This is a genomic window from Hymenobacter siberiensis, assembly GCF_018967865.2.
Taxonomy (GTDB): Bacteria; Bacteroidota; Bacteroidia; order Cytophagales; family Hymenobacteraceae; genus Hymenobacter; species Hymenobacter siberiensis.
On record NZ_JAHLZY020000001.1, the window covers coordinates 2733621 to 2751105 of the forward strand.

The 17485-nt window shown below is 63.1% G+C and carries 12 protein-coding genes; 11 read left to right on the forward strand and 1 reads right to left on the reverse strand.

The window, feature by feature from the left end:
* Nucleotides 1-14 precede the first annotated feature (14 nt).
* The 10 genes from KQ659_RS12205 to KQ659_RS12250 all read left to right on the forward strand — a co-directional run bounded on the left by KQ659_RS12205 (nt 15) and on the right by KQ659_RS12250 (nt 15183).
* Entirely contained in the window at nt 15-959 is a 945-nt protein-coding gene (locus tag KQ659_RS12205; RefSeq protein WP_216688548.1) for a VWA domain-containing protein, read from the forward strand.
* Nucleotides 956-1963, forward strand: a complete 1008-nt coding sequence (locus KQ659_RS12210) for a hypothetical protein (RefSeq protein WP_216688547.1) — start codon at nt 956-958, stop codon at nt 1961-1963. The genes KQ659_RS12205 and KQ659_RS12210 overlap by 4 nt, the downstream gene beginning before the upstream one ends.
* A gap of 223 nt (nt 1964-2186) precedes the next feature.
* Nucleotides 2187-3374 carry an acetyl-CoA C-acyltransferase gene (locus KQ659_RS12215; protein ID WP_216688546.1) on the forward strand — a complete coding sequence of 396 codons (1188 nt, stop codon included), beginning with the start codon at nt 2187-2189 and terminating at the stop codon, nt 3372-3374.
* A 212-nt stretch (nt 3375-3586) separates the two neighbouring features.
* Nucleotides 3587-5035 (forward strand): toxin-antitoxin system YwqK family antitoxin, encoded by a 1449-nt coding sequence (locus KQ659_RS12220; RefSeq protein WP_216688545.1) that lies wholly within the window; start codon nt 3587-3589, stop codon nt 5033-5035.
* A gap of 566 nt (nt 5036-5601) precedes the next feature.
* Nucleotides 5602-8139, forward strand: coding sequence for a TonB-dependent receptor domain-containing protein (locus KQ659_RS12225; protein WP_216688544.1), 2538 nt, complete (start codon nt 5602-5604; stop codon nt 8137-8139).
* Nucleotides 8140-8396: 257 nt separating this feature from the next.
* Nucleotides 8397-9815, forward strand: a complete 1419-nt coding sequence (gene hisS, locus KQ659_RS12230; protein WP_216688543.1) for a histidine--tRNA ligase — start codon at nt 8397-8399, stop codon at nt 9813-9815.
* Between the two features lie 241 nt (nt 9816-10056).
* On the forward strand, nt 10057-11550 hold the full coding sequence (hutH, locus tag KQ659_RS12235) for a histidine ammonia-lyase (RefSeq protein ID WP_216688542.1): 1494 nt from the start codon (nt 10057-10059) through the stop codon (nt 11548-11550).
* A gap of 143 nt (nt 11551-11693) precedes the next feature.
* Entirely contained in the window at nt 11694-13682 is a 1989-nt protein-coding gene (locus KQ659_RS12240; protein WP_216688541.1) for a T9SS type B sorting domain-containing protein, read from the forward strand.
* A 120-nt stretch (nt 13683-13802) separates the two neighbouring features.
* Nucleotides 13803-14141: a YbaB/EbfC family nucleoid-associated protein gene (locus tag KQ659_RS12245; protein ID WP_168674222.1), complete on the forward strand. Its 339-nt coding sequence runs from the start codon at nt 13803-13805 to the stop codon at nt 14139-14141.
* Complete coding sequence (locus KQ659_RS12250) at nt 14131-15183, forward strand: glycosyltransferase family 2 protein (protein ID WP_226915539.1); 1053 nt, start codon at nt 14131-14133, stop codon at nt 15181-15183. Before KQ659_RS12245 ends, KQ659_RS12250 begins: the two co-directional genes overlap by 11 nt.
* Nucleotides 15184-15247: 64 nt before the next feature.
* Here the strand turns inward: KQ659_RS12250 and KQ659_RS12255 are convergent, their stop codons facing one another.
* Nucleotides 15248-15466, reverse strand: a complete 219-nt coding sequence (locus KQ659_RS12255; protein ID WP_168674221.1) for a PspC domain-containing protein — start codon at nt 15464-15466, stop codon at nt 15248-15250.
* Nucleotides 15467-15627: 161 nt separating this feature from the next.
* On the opposite strand from KQ659_RS12255, the gene KQ659_RS12260 reads away from it, so the two are divergent.
* Nucleotides 15628-17436, forward strand: coding sequence for a tetratricopeptide repeat protein (locus KQ659_RS12260; RefSeq protein WP_216688540.1), 1809 nt, complete (start codon nt 15628-15630; stop codon nt 17434-17436).
* Nucleotides 17437-17485 lie beyond the last annotated feature (49 nt).

A 17485-nucleotide genomic window follows, 5' to 3' on the forward strand; every position in this document is an offset into this window, starting at 1 on the left:
ATTTTGTAGCGGCAATGCTGGTCCTGGCCCTGGTGCTGGGTCTGCTGGGCTGGCACTGGCGGCGGGGTGGCCGGCTGGCCCACCTGCTGGGCAGCCGGCCGCGCCATCGCGGCTGGAAGGCCGTGCTGCGCCTGGTAGCGGGTGGGCTGCTGCTGGCGGCCGGCCTGGGGCCGTCGCTGGGCGTGAGCCAGCGCCCGGTGCGCACCGCCGGAAAAGACGTGTGGCTGCTGGTGGATGTGTCGCGCTCGATGGATGCCACCGATGTGGCCCCCACCCGCCTGCTACGCGCCCAGGCCGAGCTGCAGGACCTGGTGGCGCAGTTCCCGGCCGACCGGCTGGGGCTGGTGGTATTCGGGGCGGAGGCGGTGGTGCAGTGCCCCCTCACGTATGACCAGGCGGCTGTGCAAACCTTTATTGCGACGCTGCGCACCAGCCTGCTGCCCGCCGGCCCCACCACGCTACAGGCACCGCTGGAGCTGCTGTTGAGCCGCCTGACGGTGGCACCCAGCGCCGGCAGTCCTGCCCCACCCCGCGCCACGGCCCTGGTAGTGGTGAGCGACGGCGAGGACTTTGGCGAGAACCTGGAGCCGACGCTGCGGGCCCTGGGCCGCACCGGGGCCCGGGTATACACGGTAGGCGTGGGCACGGCGGCGGGGGGCAAAATCCCGAAGAGCAATGGCAGCTTCGTGGTAGATGGCCGGGGCCGGGCCGTGCAAACCCGCCTGCGCGAAGGCCCGCTGCTGCAGCTGGCGGCCCGAACCGGCGGGCAATATGCAGAACTGACCAACCAGCAGAACGGATTTGGGCCGCTGCTGCGCTCGTTGCAGGCCATGCAGGGCACGGCAGAACAGGTACGCACGGTGGCCGTGGCCGACAACCGCTACCGGTATCCGCTGGCGGCGGCGCTGCTGCTGCTGGCGCTGGAAGTACTACTCACCGTCACCATTATCCGGCCATGAAATACGCAGTGCTATTACTACTCGTGCTGGGCGGCCCGGCGTGGCACCTGCTGACGGGCGTGCGCGACCGGAACGTGGCCGTGGCCGACGCCACGGCTGCCTACACCCGCGGAAATGCGGCGCGTGCGGCGCAGGAATTTGCGGCGGCCATGGCGGCCCAACGCCAGAAAAGCCCGGACCCGCGCCTGGTGCTCAACTTAGCCCACGCCCAAGTGCTGGCCAGCCAGCCGGGGGCCGCGCAGGCTACCTATGGGCGTTTGCTGGTGGGCACGCCGGCCCGCCTGGGCAGCATTGCGCGGCAGCAGTTGGCCGTGCTGGCGGCCCAGCGGGGCGAGCTGGCGCAGGCCCTAAACCTGTTGCGGCAGGCGCTGCTGCTGGACCCCACCAATGCCGGGGCGCGGTTCGATTATGAAACGGTGAGCGACTACCTGACGCACCGGCCCAATAGTCCGCAGATTCCGGCCCCGCCCAAAACACCGGCTCCCGCCAAGACCAAGGACTCGCCCGAAAAGGATTCGACGGAGAAAAACAAGCCGGCTGAGAAAACCGGCACCGACCGTAAAGGCGAAATTGATGAGAATAAGCCGGCCCCGCCCTCCCCGACCGCGCCCCAGGCCAGCCGGCCCAACGCGGCCGGCCAGCCGGACAACCAACGCCCCGCCGAAAGCCCCGGCAACGCGGCCAACGGCGGCCGCGCCCCCGGTGCCGGCCCGGCGCAGCCCGTGGCAAGCGGCACCACGCCCGGCACCCAGAGGGGGCTGGACCGCACCAGCGCCACGGCCGGGCCAGCAGCTGGGAGCCGCAGTAACCGCCCCGGCGCTGACGCTGCCACGGCCGCCGACCTCAGCCTGCAAACCCAGCGCGAACGGTTGCAGGCCATGAGCCTGAGCCCCGCGCAGGCCCGCCAGCTGCTGGAAACGCTGCGGGCGCAGGAGCAACAGTATTTGCAGCAGCTCACGCACCCGGCCACGCAGAAGCCCGACCCCAGTAAGCCAACGTGGTGACCCTTTCTAAGCATCCATTATCAGGGAAGTCAATAAACTTGTCCCGAAATAGCAGCACGTCATGCAGAGCATTATCCAGTCCTATTCAGGAACAAGTCCAATTGCTATCGCAACTCACGGCGGCTAACAGCTGTTAGGCAGGCCACTGGTCGGGGCGTTTGAAATACGTACTTTTGCGGCCTGATTCAACATCCCACCCCCCAACCCTTTCATTTTCCTCATTATGCAGATTAAAGAAGTTGTCATTATCTCGGCGGTTCGCACGCCGATTGGCTCATTTGGCGGCGTTCTGTCGTCGCTGTCGGCCACGGAGCTGGGTGCTATTGCCCTGAAGGGCGCGCTCGACAAGGCCGGTGTGGCCGGCTCGGAAGTGAACCAGGTAATTATGGGCAACGTGATTTCGGCCAATCTGGGCCAGGCTCCGGCCCGCCAGGCGGCCAAGAAAGCCGGCCTGCCCGATACCGTAGAGTGCACGACCGTGAACAAGGTGTGCGCCTCGGGCTCGAAAGCCATTATGATGGGCGCCCAGAGCATTATGCTGGGGCAGTCGGACGTGGTGCTGGCCGGTGGCATGGAGAGCATGAGCAACGTGCCCTACTACCTCGACAAGGCGCGTTTTGGGGCTAAGTATGGCCATGGCCAGATGATTGACGGCCTCGTACGAGACGGCCTGTGGGACCCGTACAACGACTACGCTATGGGCAACGCAGCCGAGAACACGGCCAAGGAGATGGGCATCACCCGCGAGCAGCAGGATGCTTTTGCCATTGAAAGCTACACCCGCAGCGCCGCCGCCGCCAAGGCCGGTAAAAAGAAGGACGAAATTGTGCCCGTTACCATTGAGAGCCGGGGCAAAACCACGGTGATTGAGGACGACGAGGAGTACCTGAAGGTCGATTTTGCAAAAGTGCCCGGCCTGAAACCGGCCTTTATTAAAGAAGGCGGCACCGTGACGGCTGCCAACGCTTCGACGCTGAACGACGGTGCCGCCGCCGTACTGCTGATGAGCCGCGAGAAAGCCGACGAGCTGGGCCTCACGCCGATTGGCCGGATTTTGGGCTTCGCCGATGCTGAGCAGGCGCCGGAGTGGTTCACGACTTCGCCCTCGCTGGCCATTCCGAAGGCGCTGAAAAACGCCGGTAAGACGGCCGCCGATGTGGATTTCTATGAAATCAACGAAGCCTTCTCGGTGGTGAGCCTGGCCAATAACCAGCTGCTGAACCTGGACGGCGGCAAGGTGAACAAGTACGGCGGGGCCGTGAGCCTGGGCCACCCGCTGGGCGCTTCGGGCGCCCGCATTGTGACCACGCTGATGAACGTGCTGAAGAACGAAGGCGGCAAAATCGGCGTGACGGGCATTTGCAACGGTGGCGGCGGTGCCAGCGCCATTGTGGTCGAATCACTGATTTAACCTAATTAACCGTGATTACGCTGATTTTTTGTTCTGGCGCGAGCTGTCGGATATAGGATAATTGACTGCTGAAAGAGCCACTCCAAATGGAGTGGCTCTTTCTTTGATGTGTGAAGGAAACGGCCTGAAGCAAACGAAATGCTTGCGGTTCGCCGTTAACAACCTGCGGTTAATCAGTGAAATCATGGTTAATCAGCGAAAATCAGTGATTTATGAAATACCTGTTGCCTTTTTTTCTGCTGCTTGTAGCATTTCCCTCTCATGGCCAGCGGCTGCGCCGGCTTATCACCTACTTCGACTCGACCAAAGTGTACAAGCGCGAGGTGTACACGGCCTTAGTGGCAGCCGATACGGTGCCGCAAGGCTCGTACAAGCGCTTTTACCGCACCGGGAAGCTGGAGCAGCAAACCAGCTTCCGGCAGGGCAAGCGGGACTCGGCCTACGTGGAATTCCACCCGAGCGGCACGCGGCGGCTGGAAGCTACGTACCGCGACGGGGTTCGGCAGGGGCCGTTCACCACCTATTACGACGATGGCAAGCCGGCCCAGACGGGTTTCTTTGTGGACGACGAGCCTAATGGTGAGCTGACCTATTTCCACCCCGATGGCTCCATCCGGCTGAAAACCAATTTGATGAAGGGCCAGCCCAACGGCGCGCTGCGGGCCGTGTACCCCGACGGCAAGGTGCAGGCCGAAGTGAACTACGACAGCGGCCAGCCCAACGGCGCGGTGAAATTTTACTACCCCAACGGCGTGGTGCAGAGCGAGGGCGTGTTTACGCGCGGACTGCTGTCGGGGCCCTACATCACGCGCTACCCGAACAACCAGATTGAGGTGGAGGTGCTGGCCGACAAAAACGGCCGGGGCCGCTACCGCAGCTACTACCAAAGCGGCAAGCTGCAGACGGAGAGCACCTACGCCCCCGCCCCGCTGGCCCAGCGCCCGGTGAAAAACCAGCTCGGCGACGACCTGACCAAGCGCGTGATGCCGCCCACCGGCACCACCGCCCTCGACGGCCCGGCCACCAGCTACTTCGAGAGCGGCCAGGTAAAAAGCAAACTCACCTACCGCACCGGCACCCCCACGGGCAAGGGCGTTGAGTACTTCGTGAGCGGCAATCCGCACGAGGAAACGGACTACAACAACGGTGGCCGGGACCGCAAAGTAGTGCGCTATCAGGATGCTGCCGGTAAGGTGGTGCAGGCCGAGGAGCAGTTCAAAAATAACCGCCCCGCCGGTACCTGGCGCGACTACTACCCCGACGGCAAGGCCGTGCGCAAAGCCGAAACCTATGGCCCCAGCGGCCGCCTGGTGGGCGACCGGCTTACCTACTTCGAGAATGGCCAGGTGCAGACCCGCCAACCGTATCTGAACGGCTTTTTGGGCGGCGTGGGTCAGGAATACTTCCCTTCGGGCAAGCTGCGCAAGGAAACCACCTACGTGCGCAGTCAGATTCAGGGCGCGTTCAAGGAATACCGGGAGGATGGCACCCTGGCCGTGAGCGGCCTATACCGCAACAGCCGCCAAAGCGGTGTGTGGACGTATTTTAAGGAAGACGGCACCACCGTGGACCGCACCGTGACCTACCGCAACGGCCAGCTGGTAACCGACCCCATCAGACAACCCAAAGCCAAACCCCGCCCCCCGCTGAAGCGGAAGTAGTTTTAGGCAAAAAGAAGGTCATGCAGAGTGTAGCGAAGCATCTTGCCCGCCGCTACTAACTCTTTTATTGCGATTGGACTACTTACTGCGGGCAAGATGCTGCGCGCTGCATGACATTTGTTTGACTGCTTATTGAAAGCCTCAACCTACTGGTTGAGGCTTTTTTATTCGCTGGATTGGATTTCAAGCCGCTCAGGCAACCGTCGGAAGCAACCCCGCATCTAGCTTTCCGAACCCCATTCCCCCACCATTGCCCTCGTGGCCGGTACGCCAAAATTATTTATTTGGCGCTTACAATCTGAATTTCAGCTGGTAACAATTTCGAAAGCTTTGCTTATCATAAATTTATTTCACCAGTACCTTGCGTTGCAAAGTACCTGCTTTACATTTGTTCCATACACTGCCCAGTAGCTGCCGTCAGCGTGTACCAAAGACGGCCCGCTACTTGGCGATGATTCTCACTCACCGGGGATTTGGGCCCCGGACCCCTCACTCTCCAGCGGAACCGCGGCCGCTGCCAGACCTGAGCCGCCCCTCGCCCGACCTCAACTTTTCGCTGCACCACCATGAAAATCCTTTTCACTCCGCTCGCTACGTTCGCTTTTAGCCGCCTGCTGCTGGGCACGGCCACGCTGCTACTGCTGCCCCTGGGGGCCGTGCTGGCCCAAACCGCCGGCCCCGGCCGCGTGAGCGGCAGCCTGGTGGAAGCCGGCACCGGCCAGGCCGTACCCTTCTCCGATGTGCTGCTGCTGCGCTCGGCCGATTCTACCTTCGTGGCCGTGGCCCAGGCCACCGAGCAGGGCACTTTTAAAGCCGCTTCGCTGCCGCTGGGCACCTACCTGCTGCGGGTGCAGGACTTGAACTACGGCGTGCTGCGCCGCCGCTTCACGCTCACGACCGCCGCGCCTTCGCTGGAACTTACCGGCCTGAAAATGAGTGCGGCCACCGCTACCAAGCTAAGCGAAGTGGTGGTAACGGGCGAGAAAGCCGCCGTGGTAGAAGAGCTAGGCAAGCGCATCATCAACGTGGAAAAGGACCTGGGCAGCGTGGGCGGCACGGCGGCCAACGTGCTCCAGAACGTGCCCTCAGTGAGCGTGGACGTGAACGGCACGGTATCGATGCGCGGCACGTCCAACGTAACCATTCTCATTGATGGCAAGCCGTCGGGCGTGAGCAACGGCGGCACCGGCGGCCCCCGCCTCGACCAGATTCCGGCCTCGCGCATTGCCCAGATTGAGGTGATTACCAACCCCTCGGCCAAGTACGACGCGGCCGGTGGCGGCGGCGTTATCAACCTGATTACCAAAAAAGAAACCCGCAGCGGCACCAACGGCACGGCCGCCTTCAACCTGGGCACCGCCGACAAATACAGCGGCAGCCTGAGCCTGAGCCGGGAAGTGGGCAAAGCCACCTGGACGGCCGGCTACGACGGCCGCGACGTGACCTACCGCAGCCACGGCCACAGCGAGCAAACCGCCCTGCTCGGCCCCGCCGAAACCATCCGCACCACCCAGGTGGGCGCGGGCAATGAGATTCACCGCAACCACTCGCTGCGGGCCGGCGTGGAACTGGAGCTGCCCAAAAACCAAACCCTGAGCCTGAACGTGAGCCCCGGCACCGAGCGCAACTTGGAAGGCGAAAGCCAGGACCTGACCCAGCAAACCAACAACGGGCCGGTGCAAAAAACCATTGGCCGCCAGGACCTCGACGTAAAAGTAAAAATCCTGGAAGCTGACGGCAACTACCGCCGCACCTGGGACGCCCACAAGGGCCGCGAGCTCACGGCCAACTTCGGCAATGTGCTGATTGACGCCAACGTGCCAGTGGTGCAGCGGCAGTACGCTGAGGCCGGCTCGGGGAGTGTGCCGCAGCCCGGCACCCGGCAGCTGCTCAAGCTCCTGGCCAATATTCAGTACGGGCAGGTGGACTACGTGCACCCGCTGGCTGATGGCAAGGGCCGCCTCGAAGTAGGGGCCAAAGTAGAGCATCAGGGCAATAACGGCAGCAACAGCTTCGGCTACGCCGCCAGCGAAGCCCGCCCCGACGACTTCCAGAACGACCCCGCCCGCTCGCTCACCTACACCTCCAACCAGGTGGTGCCCGCTGCTTACGTGACCGTGCAGCATAGCTTGGGCAAGAAGTGGAATGCCCAGGCCGGTCTGCGCTCCGAGTACACCTTCTTGAGCGGCAGCATTGAGGGCGGCGAGGGCATTGCCCAGCGCGGCAGCCTCCGCCAGGATTACCTGAGCTTTTTCCCCTCGGCCCTCATCAGCCGGGAGCTGGGCAAGGAAGCTGGCCAGAACCGCCTGCAGCTGAGCTACGCCCGCCGCCTCAACCGCCCCAACTTTATGCAGCAGTTGCCACTGGCCATTTACCAGGACCCGCGCAGCTACCGCCTCGGCAACCCGCGCTTACAGGCCGAATTCAGCAACAACATTGAGCTGGGCCACCAGCTTACCATTGGGCAGGCCACCATTACCAGCACCGCGTTTGCCCGTATCACCACCAATTCCATTCAGCGCCTGCGCTTTGTGGATACGCTGGCAACTCGTTTGGCCGGAGCCGGCGCGGGTCTCATCACCGCCGAGACCTACGACAACCTGGGCACTACCACCAACCTCGGGGCCGAGTTCAGCCTCAACCAGCCCCTGGCCAAGTGGTGGCGCCTGAATGCCAGCACCAGCCTCTACCGCGCCCAGTTGGCCGGCAACGGCATTGCCAACAACCGCACGGCCTTCATCGCCACGGCCCGCCTCACCAACAATTTCACCATCCGCCCCACCCTCGATGTGCAGCTGAGCGGCAACGTACGCTCGGCCCAGCTCACGGCCCAGGGCCGGCAGCTGGCCTCCGGGCAGCTTGATATTGCCCTGCGCCAGCGCCTGTTCTCCGACCGTGCCGCCCTCACCCTGCGCATCGCCGACCTGCTGAACACCCAGCAGTACCGCAACGAAATTGCCACCGATGCGCTGAGCAGCTACCGCTACAGCAAGGACGAAAGCCGTGTGGGCTGGCTGGGTTTCACCTGGTATATCGGCGCCAGCAAGGCCAAGCCCGACCGTATCGAGAGCGCGCCCCAGGGCGGCGGCGGCTTCGGCGGCTGAGTTTGACTTCTTTGATTGCCACCCCGCTTTTCTCACCTGCTTCATTTCTGCAAAATGCCCCGTCGTCGGTTTGGTCCGGCGGCGGGGTTTTGTGTTTTGTTGAATGATGTAGGGGCGGGGCTTGTCCCCGCCCATCGTTGAACGATTTCGCTTGTCCGATTACCTTTCGGAAAGCAACGACGGGCGGGGACAAGCCCCGCCCCTATATCGTGCGGGATTACCACGCACGTTCGCGCAGCCCCTACCTTTGCCCCGTTATGCAAAAACCGAGTATTCCCAAGGGCACCCGCGACTTTGGCCCCGCGCAGGTGGCGCGCCGCCGCCATATTTTCAACGTAATCCGCCGCACGTTCGAGTCGTTTGGCTTTGCGCCGCTGGAAACGCCGACGCTGGAGAACTTGTCGGTACTGACGGGCAAGTACGGCGACGAGGGCGACCAGCTCCTGTTTAAAGTTCTGAACTCCGGCGATTTCGCCAAGGACGTGACCGCCGAGGACCTGGCCACCGGCTCGAAAGCCCTGCTGCCCAAAGTGGCCGAAAAAGGCCTGCGCTACGACCTCACCGTGCCCTTCGCCCGCTACGTGGCCATGAACCGGGGCACCCTCACCTTTCCCTTCAAGCGCTACCAGATGCAGCCCGTGTGGCGCGCCGACCGCCCCCAGCGGGGCCGCTACCGCGAGTTTTACCAGTGCGATGCCGACGTGGTGGGCACCGACTCGCTGCTCTGCGAAGCCGAAATCGTGCTCATGATGGCCCAGGTGCTGGGCGGCCTCGGCCTGCACGATTTCACCATCAAAATCAACCATCGGGGCGTGCTGCGCAATATTTACCAGGCACTGGGCGGCGAGGGCCGCGAGACGGATTTGTTCGTGGCGATTGACAAGCTCGATAAAATCGGGCGCGACGGCGTGAGCAAGGAGTTGCTGGAGCGCGGCTTTTCGGAGCCCACCATCGAAACGCTGTTTGCCCTGCTGAGCGTGGAGGGCACCTACGAGGAGAAGCTACAGCGCCTGCTGGCCGGCTTCGTGACGGCCGGCGTGGAGCCCGATGGCGCCCGCCCCAACGCCGCCGACGAAGATATTACCGCCAACTACCGGGGCCTGACGGAGCTGGCCGAAGTACGCGACCTGCTAGTGGCGTCCGGCTTCAAGCAGTTCGACCGGCTCGAATTTGACCCCACCCTGGCGCGGGGCCTCTCCTACTACACGGGCTGCATTTTCGAAGTCAAAATCAATAACGTGCAAATGGGCAGCGTGAGCGGCGGCGGCCGCTACGACAACCTCACCGGCAGCTTCGGCCTGCCGGGCGTGTCGGGCGTGGGCTTCTCGTTTGGCGTGGACCGGCTCTACGACTGCCTGGAAGCGCTGGACCTGTTCACGGCGACCGGCGAAACGCCCACCCGCTGCCTAATCACCCATTTCGACGTGGCCAGTGGCCGGGCCGCGCTGCCTCTGCTGGCGCAATTGCGCGCCGCTGGCATTCCCAGCGAGCTATACCCCGATGCCAAGAAGCTGGGCGTGCAGTTTAAATACGCCGATGCCAAGGGTATTCCCTTGGTCATCATCATGGGACCCGAGGAAATAGCGGCCGGCGTGGTGAAGGTAAAAATCATGCAGAGTGGCGAGGAGAAGCTGCTGCCTCTGGGCGAAGTGGTAGCGGCCCTGACGGTAGAGTAGCCGGAGCTTGCAATGAACGATAAACTCCCCTCCTTTTTCAAGGAGGGGAAATTTTCGCGTCAGCGAAAATTGGGGTGGTGAAGTCGTTGAACGATGGACCAGCAACTAACGCCCGCATCGTTTCGCCATCGTTCAACGGAGGGCACCACCCCCGTTTTCGCTGCGCGAAAACTCCCCTCCTTAAAAAAGGAGGGGAGTTTTTTTCGTTCTTTGCGGCCCCCAACTTCACCACCCACTCTAAATGCCCACCCACACCATATCGCCCGCACAGCCCCTCACCCTGGCCGCGCTGGCCAAACTCATCGCCGACGGCCGCCCCGTAGCCCTCGGCGACGACGCCCGCCAGCAAATCGCCGCCTGCCACGACTACCTGCACCAGCGCCTGGCCCACGACGACCAGCCGATTTACGGCATCAATACCGGCTTCGGCTCGCTGTATAATGTGAGCATCGCGCCCCAGGAGCGTGCTCAGCTGCAAGTCAACCTAATGATGTCGCACGCCTGCGGCACCGGGGCCGAAGTACCGCAGAACCTCGTGCGCCTCATGCTTTTCCTCAAGGCCCAGAGCCTGAGCTACGGCCATAGCGGCGTGCAAACCGCCACCGTCGAACGCCTCGTGGCCATGTACAACCGCGAGATGCTGCCCGTGGTGTACGAGCAGGGCAGCCTCGGGGCCTCCGGCGACCTAGCCCCGCTGGCCCACCTCTGCCTGCCCCTGCTGGGCCTGGGCGAAGTAAATTACCAGGGCTACCGCCTCAGCGCCGAAGACGCCATGAGCCTCTTCAGCTGGGAGCCGCTGGCCTTGCAAGCCAAGGAAGGCCTGGCACTGCTCAATGGCACCCAGTTTATGCTGGCCTACGCCGTGGATGGCGTGCTGCGCGCCCAGCGCCTGGCGGCCGCCGCCGATGTTATCGGGGCGCTTTCGCTAGAAGCTTTTGGGGGCTGCTCCGCCCCGTTCAATGAGCATTTGCACCGCATCCGGCCCCACGCGGGGCAGGTGCTGGTGGCCAGGCGGCTGCGCGAGCTGCTGGCTGGCTCCGAGCTGCAAACCCAGCCCCGCCGGGCCGTGCAGGACCCCTACTCCTTCCGCTGCCAGCCGCAGGTGCACGGCGCGAGCCGCGACGCGCTGGCCTACGTGGCGCAGGTAGTCGAAACCGAGTGCAACTCCGTGACCGACAACCCCAACATCTTCCCCGACGAAGACCTGATTATCAGCGGCGGCAACTTCCACGGCCAGCCGCTGGCCCTGGCCCTCGACCACCTGGCCCTGGCCGTGACCGAGCTGGGCAGCATCTCGGAACGAAGGACCTACCAGCTGATTTCGGGCCAGCGCGGCCTGCCGCAATACCTCGTGGCCGAGCCCGGCTTGAACTCCGGCCTGATGATTCCGCAGTACACTGCCGCCGGCATCGTGAGCCAGAACAAGCAGCTCTGCACCCCCGCCTCAGTGGATAGCATTGTGAGCAGCAACGGCCAGGAAGACCACGTGAGCATGGGCGCCAACGCCGCCACAAAGGCCCGCCGCGTCATCGAAAATGTGGAGCAAGTGCTGGGAATTGAATTGATGACGGCCGTGCAGGCGCTGGCCTTCCGCCGCCCCGGCCGTAGCTCCGAGGCCCTGGAGCGCGTGGTGGACGCCTTCGGGCAGGAAGTGAAATTTGTGGTGCGCGACCGGGTCCTGTACCCGGATTTGCACAAAGCCGCCGCCTTCGTCCGTAAGTTTGACTGGCAGTAAAATCCATTCGACTTACCTGTAAAAGGCAGTCGGCCGGAAATGATTTTTGGCGAGTGGGATTGAAACTGCCCGCTTTGGCGCTAATCCTGATGCGTCCTGAGTTACGAGTGCTGCCCGACCAAGGCGAATGAAGCCGATAAACCATGAAGCTGCTGAACCGCTATTTCTTACTGTTACTGCTATGCCTGCCGGGCCACCTGGCCTGGAGCCAGTGCGAGACCATTCCTAATGACCCCACGGCCTTCGTTGCTCTCAATGGTAACCTCGTACCAGTAGAGTCTTTTTGTGTGGGTCAGCCAGTCACTTTCCTGCATCGCGACCAAAATGCCGACCCCAAGGTGCTCAGCTACGGCGTGTTGCGGGGTTCAGGAGTCACGTTTGGCAGCTCCATGCCACGCTGCTTCCCGCCCAACTACCTGCCCTATAGCTACACCCCCACGCTGGCCGACGTGGGCATGGTGACAGTATCAGAGCTGAATAACGTAATTGGCAATCCGATTTATTACTTCCGCGTTTACCGCGTCTACGACACGCCGCCTCCCGCCTTCACGGTTGCGCCCTGCCCCACCGGCCAGGCGCTGGTCACCATCACCGACGCGGCTTACGATACTTACAGCTACACTTTTCAAACGCCCACCGGCACTATTGGGCCAAGCCCGATTACCCGTGCGCCAAGCGTCATTTCCGTGCCGGCCGGGGCCACTGCCATCACCCTCATCGGCAAATACACCACCAACGGGTTGTGCGAAAGCCGGCCCTCAGTGCAGCCCCTTACGCTGGCAACGGCCATGGTTCCGGCCCTAACCAGTCTCACCCTCAGCGGCCCGCTACCCGGCGGCGCGACCACGCTGGCCGTAGGCAATTTGCCCGTCGGCTACCGCTATACCTTGCAGGTCGATACCGGCAACGGCTTCCAGAACGTGCCGAGCGTGCCCGTGCCGCCGGGCAGCACCAGCCTGAGCGTGCCCGGCGCGGCGGCAGGCCGCTACCGCATCGCCCGCAACGACTACTGCGGCACCAGCCCCGCCACCTCGCCCGCCATCGGCACACTGAGCCTGAGCGGCGCATCGGCCCGCAACCGCAACCAGCTGCTGCTAACCGACGCCGGCAGCCCCGGCACCAGCTACACCGTCACCCGCAACGGCACCGCCATTACTACCGTGGTGCCCATCAGCGGTGGGCTGGAAGACACCGATGTGCTATGCGGCAGCACTTACACCTACGTAGTAACGGCCACCCAGCCAGGCGGCGGAATAGCAGTTTCCAATTCGGTTGCCATCACCACTGTTTCGGCCCTGCCGCCGGCGCAGCCCCGACTGGTGGCCAGCTTCAACCTCAATAATGTGGTGGTGCTGACGCCGGTGCTGGCCACGCCAACCCTGCCCGCCGGGGGTTCGCTCCGCTACAGCCGCACGGCCGGCAGTGGCGCGCCCACCGATTTCGGTACCGCCACCTCGCTGCGGGCACCCCGCGATTCCACCGAGCTGGCCCAGCTCAAAGCCAACCCGCCCTGCTACACCGTCATCCTGGCAGATGTGTGCGGCAATACTTCGCCCGCCAGCCCGGCCACCTGCCCGGCCATCCTCTTGGCCAGCGCCGCCGACCCCGACGGCAGCACCGCCGCCCTCACCTGGACGGCCTTCACCGGCCCCAGCCCCACCATTCCGGCCACCTACACCCTCCAGCGCCTCGCCGCCGACGGCTCCGTGCTGAGCACCCTGGCCCTGACGGGCACCAGCTACACCGACCTCACCCCGCCCACCGATCGGCAGGTGGTGCGCTACCGTCTGCAAATCGGCGGCGCGGGGCTGCCGGCCGGCACCTTCAGCTATTCCAATCTGGCCAGCGTCACGCGGCAGCTCACGCTCACCATTCCCACCGCCTTCACGCCCAACGGCGACGGGCTGAACGATGTGCTCGAAGTGAAGGGCAAGTACCTGAATAACTACACCTTCGTGGTAGTGGACCGCAACGGCCAGGAAGTATTCCGGGGCACCCGGCGCAGCGAAACCTGGGATGGCACCATCAAGGGCCACGCCCCGGTGCTGGGGGCCTACGTGTGGCGTTTCCAGCAGAACAACGAAGACGGCAAGCCTTTTTCGGCCACGGGGACGATTACTATTCTAAAATAATACGCCATTCGGCCACCACTTTTACGGGTAATTTTAGCCGATAATAATAGGATGAGGCATCCTTTTCGGCCCAACCGCTGTTCACTAGCAACGGACAAACAATAACTGACAACTAGCAATATGGCATTCGACATCACCGGCATGATGGGCAAAGTGAAAGAGCTGCAGGACAAGATGCAGCAGGCCCAACAGGAAATCCAGCACATCACGGCCACGGGCGAAGCCGGCGGCGGCCTCGTGCGCGCCACGGCCAACGGCCACCGCAAAATCCTCAAGCTCGAAATCGACGAATCGCTCCTCACCCCGCAGGACCGCGACATGCTGGCCGACCTCGTGGTAGCCGCCGTGAACAAGGCCCTCGACGAAGCCGCTGAGCTGGCCCGTCAGGAGCTGCAGCGCAAGACCAGTGGCCTGATGCCCAACGTGCCCGGCCTCGATTTGAGCGGTTTTGGGGCCTAATACTGCGGCCCCGGCCGGCGCCTGCGCCGACGTGGCCATCGTCATCCTGAACTGGAATGGGGCGGGCTTTCTCGCCCGTTTCCTTCCCGGCGTGCTCGCCCATGCCGATGGGGCCCGCGTGATAGTGGCCGATAACGCCTCCACCGATGACTCTATAGAGCTGCTGGCCCGCGATTTCCCGACCGTGGAGCTGCTGCTGCTCGACCGCAACTGGGGCTTCTGCGAGGGCTACAACCAGGCGTTGGCGCAGGTCGACAGCCCGTTTTTCGTGCTGCTGAACTCCGATGTGGAAGTCACCCTGGGCTGGCTGCGCCCCCTGCGCAGCTTGCTCGAAGCCAACCCGCGCATCGCCGCCGTACAGCCCAAAATCCTGGCTCACGCCGACCCTACGCTGTTTGAATACGCGGGAGCCGGCGGCGGCTACCTCGACCGCCTGGCCTACCCCTTCTGCCGGGGCCGCCTCTTCGATACCCTCGAAAAGGACCTGGGCCAGTACGACGACGCGCGCCCGGTAGCCTGGGCCAGCGGGGCCTGCCTCATGGTGCGCCGCTCGGCCTGGCAAGCCCTCGGCGGCCTGGAGCCGGCCTTTTTCGCGCACATGGAGGAAATCGACTTCTGCTGGCGCCTCCAGAATGCCGGCCACGAAGTCTGGTACCACGGCGGCAGCGCCGTGCAGCACGTCGGCGGCGGCACACTGCACAAATCCAACCCCCGCAAAACGTATTTAAACTTCCGCAACGGCTTGGCGCTGCTCTATAAAAACGCCGCCCCGGGCGAACTGTATGGCCCCATGTTCCAGCGCCTTGTGCTGGATGGCGTGGCCGGCCTGCGGTTTCTAGCGAGCGGGCAAGTGGGGGATTTCTGGGCCGTGCTGCGGGCGCACTTCAGCTTCTATGGCAGCTTTAGCTACTGGCGCAAGAAGCGGCAAGCCACCCGGCCGCACCTGCGGGTTCGGGATAGGGCCGGGGTATATGATGACAGTTTGGTCTGGGCGTATTTTGGAAAAGGCAAACGCAGGTTCAGCGAATTGGGATTGAAATAAAATGATACTGCCCCAGCCTAAACGAGTTAAGCTGGGGCAGTATCATTTTATTTCAATCCAGTAATTACAAATCCCAAACCGTGCTGCGTTGCTGGCGCATGGCGCGCCGCACATTCATCCAGAAAGCCCCGGCGAAATAAAGCACGATGGGCGAGCCAAACGTGAAAAATGAGGCATACACAAACGACAGCCGGACGCTGCGGGTGCTGAAGCCCCATTTCCCGGCCAGGGCCGAGCAAAGGCCGAAAGACTGCGTTTCGAGGTAGTCGGTGAAGCGTTTCATGGGCGGTAGCGGCTAGCGAAAAACAGTTTCTCTGGGCTAAGATAAGGCATTGGGAGGGTAAAGGCAACAGGTCCGGTGTAATTTCGCCCCTCAGAATCTGACTAATTTCAGACTTCTACGTTTGTAAGGGCGGTTTTTGTCTTTCCACCTCAGGTGTTTTAATGCGTAATCTTTTGCGGCCAGTGGCCCACGGGCTGCTGGCAGCCACCGTATTTTTCTCGGCCTGCACCCTGCCCCGAGTGCTGAAGCAGGCCGAAGCCGGGCGTACCGTGGTGGCCCGCCCCGCCGTGCTCACGGCCTCCGGCGAGGCCGTGCCCTTTGCGGTAGAAGCCCGCGTACCGGCCAACCACCTGCAAAAAGGCGTGGCCTACGAGCTGCTGCTGCGCTACCGCTACGAGCACGGCCTGCGCGAGGACACCCTCGGCCGCATCACCTTCACGTCGGGCAACTTCGTGTACGACGATGAAAACAAAGGCCAGCTCCTCGCCACCCAGAAGTTCACCCTGCCCAATACGCCCGGCCGCAACCCCGGCGAGCTGCTGGCCCACGCCCAGGTGCGTGAGCTGAAAAAAAACGGCAAAATTCTTCGCGCCCCCGGCGATGTGCGCGTGGCCCGCGGCATCGCCGACCCCGCCCGCCTGGTAGTCCGCGAGGACACCGCCCTGACCCTGCTGCCAGAGCGCGCCAGCAACAACATGAGCGGCACCCGCGTGCTGCCCTTCTTTTTCGATGAAGACAAGTGGTTTATCCGGGGCTACCTGGGTACCAACGTGGCCGCCCTCGAAGACCTGATTGATGCCAACCAGCACACAAAGCAGGTGCTCATCATCGCGGGCCACTCGCCCGACTCTACCGATGCCCACAACCGCCTGTTGGCCAGCAAGCGCGTCCGAATGTTGCTCTACTACTACAAGCAGCGGGTGAAAAACTTCTCGTATCTCAATAATAACGAGGAGATTCGCTACGACACGCTGGCCTACGTGCGCAAGTGGGATACCTTCCTCCAGAAAGTCACGACCTCGGCTCTGAAAGCCGACCAGATTGACTCCGTCGTCACCCTAATCAACGATACCAAGGGCACCTTCGAGCAGAAGGAAAAGGCCCTGCACCGGCTCACTTCCTTCGATTACATCGAGCAGTACATCTATCCGGTACTGCGTTTCGGCACCGTGGCCGTGAGCTACACCGCCCCAAAACGCTACGATTCGGAAGTGTACCTGCTCTCGAAAAAGATTGTGGAGAAGCAGGTCGAAACCGATGCCCTCACGCCCGAGGAGCTGCGGTATTCGGCCACGCTCACGCCACTGCTGGCTGAAAAACAGCGTATTTATGAAGTATCGGCCGCGAATACCAACAGCTGGGAAGCCTTCCACAACTTGGGCGTGGTGCTGCTGATGCGCGCCGAAAAGGAGCCCACCGATAAAATTCAGAAGGCCTATTACCGCCGGGCGGCCGTCAACTTCACACTGGCCGCCCATCGCAATCCCACGGCCGAGTTCTTCTACCACGCCGCCACTGCCTACCACCGCGCCGGCGACCGCCTCGAAGCCCTCCAGAACTACGACTACGCCATTAAGCTGGGCGGCCCGCGCCCGCTGCTGCGCAAAATCTTCTCCGACCGCGCCGCCCTGGAAATCGAAGTCGGCCAGCCCGACGAGGCCCTGCGCAGCCTCCAATACGCCGGCCCCAGCTACCAGAACGCCCTCAACCGCGCCCTCATCGAAGTGGGCCGCGAGCACTACGAGCTGGCCCAGGAACAATATCAGCTGGCCCAAGCCCTGCGCCCCACGGCCGCCGCGCCCATCTACGGCCTGGCCGTGGTGGCCGCCCGCCAGAAAAACGAAGCGGCCGTGGGCACCTTCCTCAAGCAGGCCGTGGCCCTCGACCGCAGCTACGCCCAGCGCGCCGTAGAAGACCTGGAGTTTCAGGACTATGCGCAGGGCAAGGTATTTCGGGAGGCGTTGCGGTAGCGCCGTTCTGCCGACTTTTTAGCCCGCAGAAGGCGCCGAGGGTTGCGCA

Bases quoted from the DNA above. Each gene is read 5' to 3' on its own strand.
- KQ659_RS12205 (WP_216688548.1), top strand. From the start codon at position 15: ATGCTGGTCCTGGCCCTGGTGCTGGGTCTGCTGGGCTGGCACTGGCGG.
- KQ659_RS12210 (WP_216688547.1), top strand. From the start codon at position 956: ATGAAATACGCAGTGCTATTACTACTCGTGCTGGGCGGCCCGGCGTGG.
- KQ659_RS12215 (WP_216688546.1), top strand. From the start codon at position 2,187: ATGCAGATTAAAGAAGTTGTCATTATCTCGGCGGTTCGCACGCCGATT.
- KQ659_RS12220 (WP_216688545.1), top strand. From the start codon at position 3,587: ATGAAATACCTGTTGCCTTTTTTTCTGCTGCTTGTAGCATTTCCCTCT.
- KQ659_RS12225 (WP_216688544.1), top strand. From the start codon at position 5,602: ATGAAAATCCTTTTCACTCCGCTCGCTACGTTCGCTTTTAGCCGCCTG.
- hisS (WP_216688543.1), top strand. From the start codon at position 8,397: ATGCAAAAACCGAGTATTCCCAAGGGCACCCGCGACTTTGGCCCCGCG.
- hutH (WP_216688542.1), top strand. From the start codon at position 10,057: ATGCCCACCCACACCATATCGCCCGCACAGCCCCTCACCCTGGCCGCG.
- KQ659_RS12240 (WP_216688541.1), top strand. From the start codon at position 11,694: ATGAAGCTGCTGAACCGCTATTTCTTACTGTTACTGCTATGCCTGCCG.
- KQ659_RS12245 (WP_168674222.1), top strand. From the start codon at position 13,803: ATGGCATTCGACATCACCGGCATGATGGGCAAAGTGAAAGAGCTGCAG.
- KQ659_RS12255 (WP_168674221.1), bottom strand. From the start codon at position 15,466: ATGAAACGCTTCACCGACTACCTCGAAACGCAGTCTTTCGGCCTTTGC.
- KQ659_RS12260 (WP_216688540.1), top strand. From the start codon at position 15,628: ATGCGTAATCTTTTGCGGCCAGTGGCCCACGGGCTGCTGGCAGCCACC.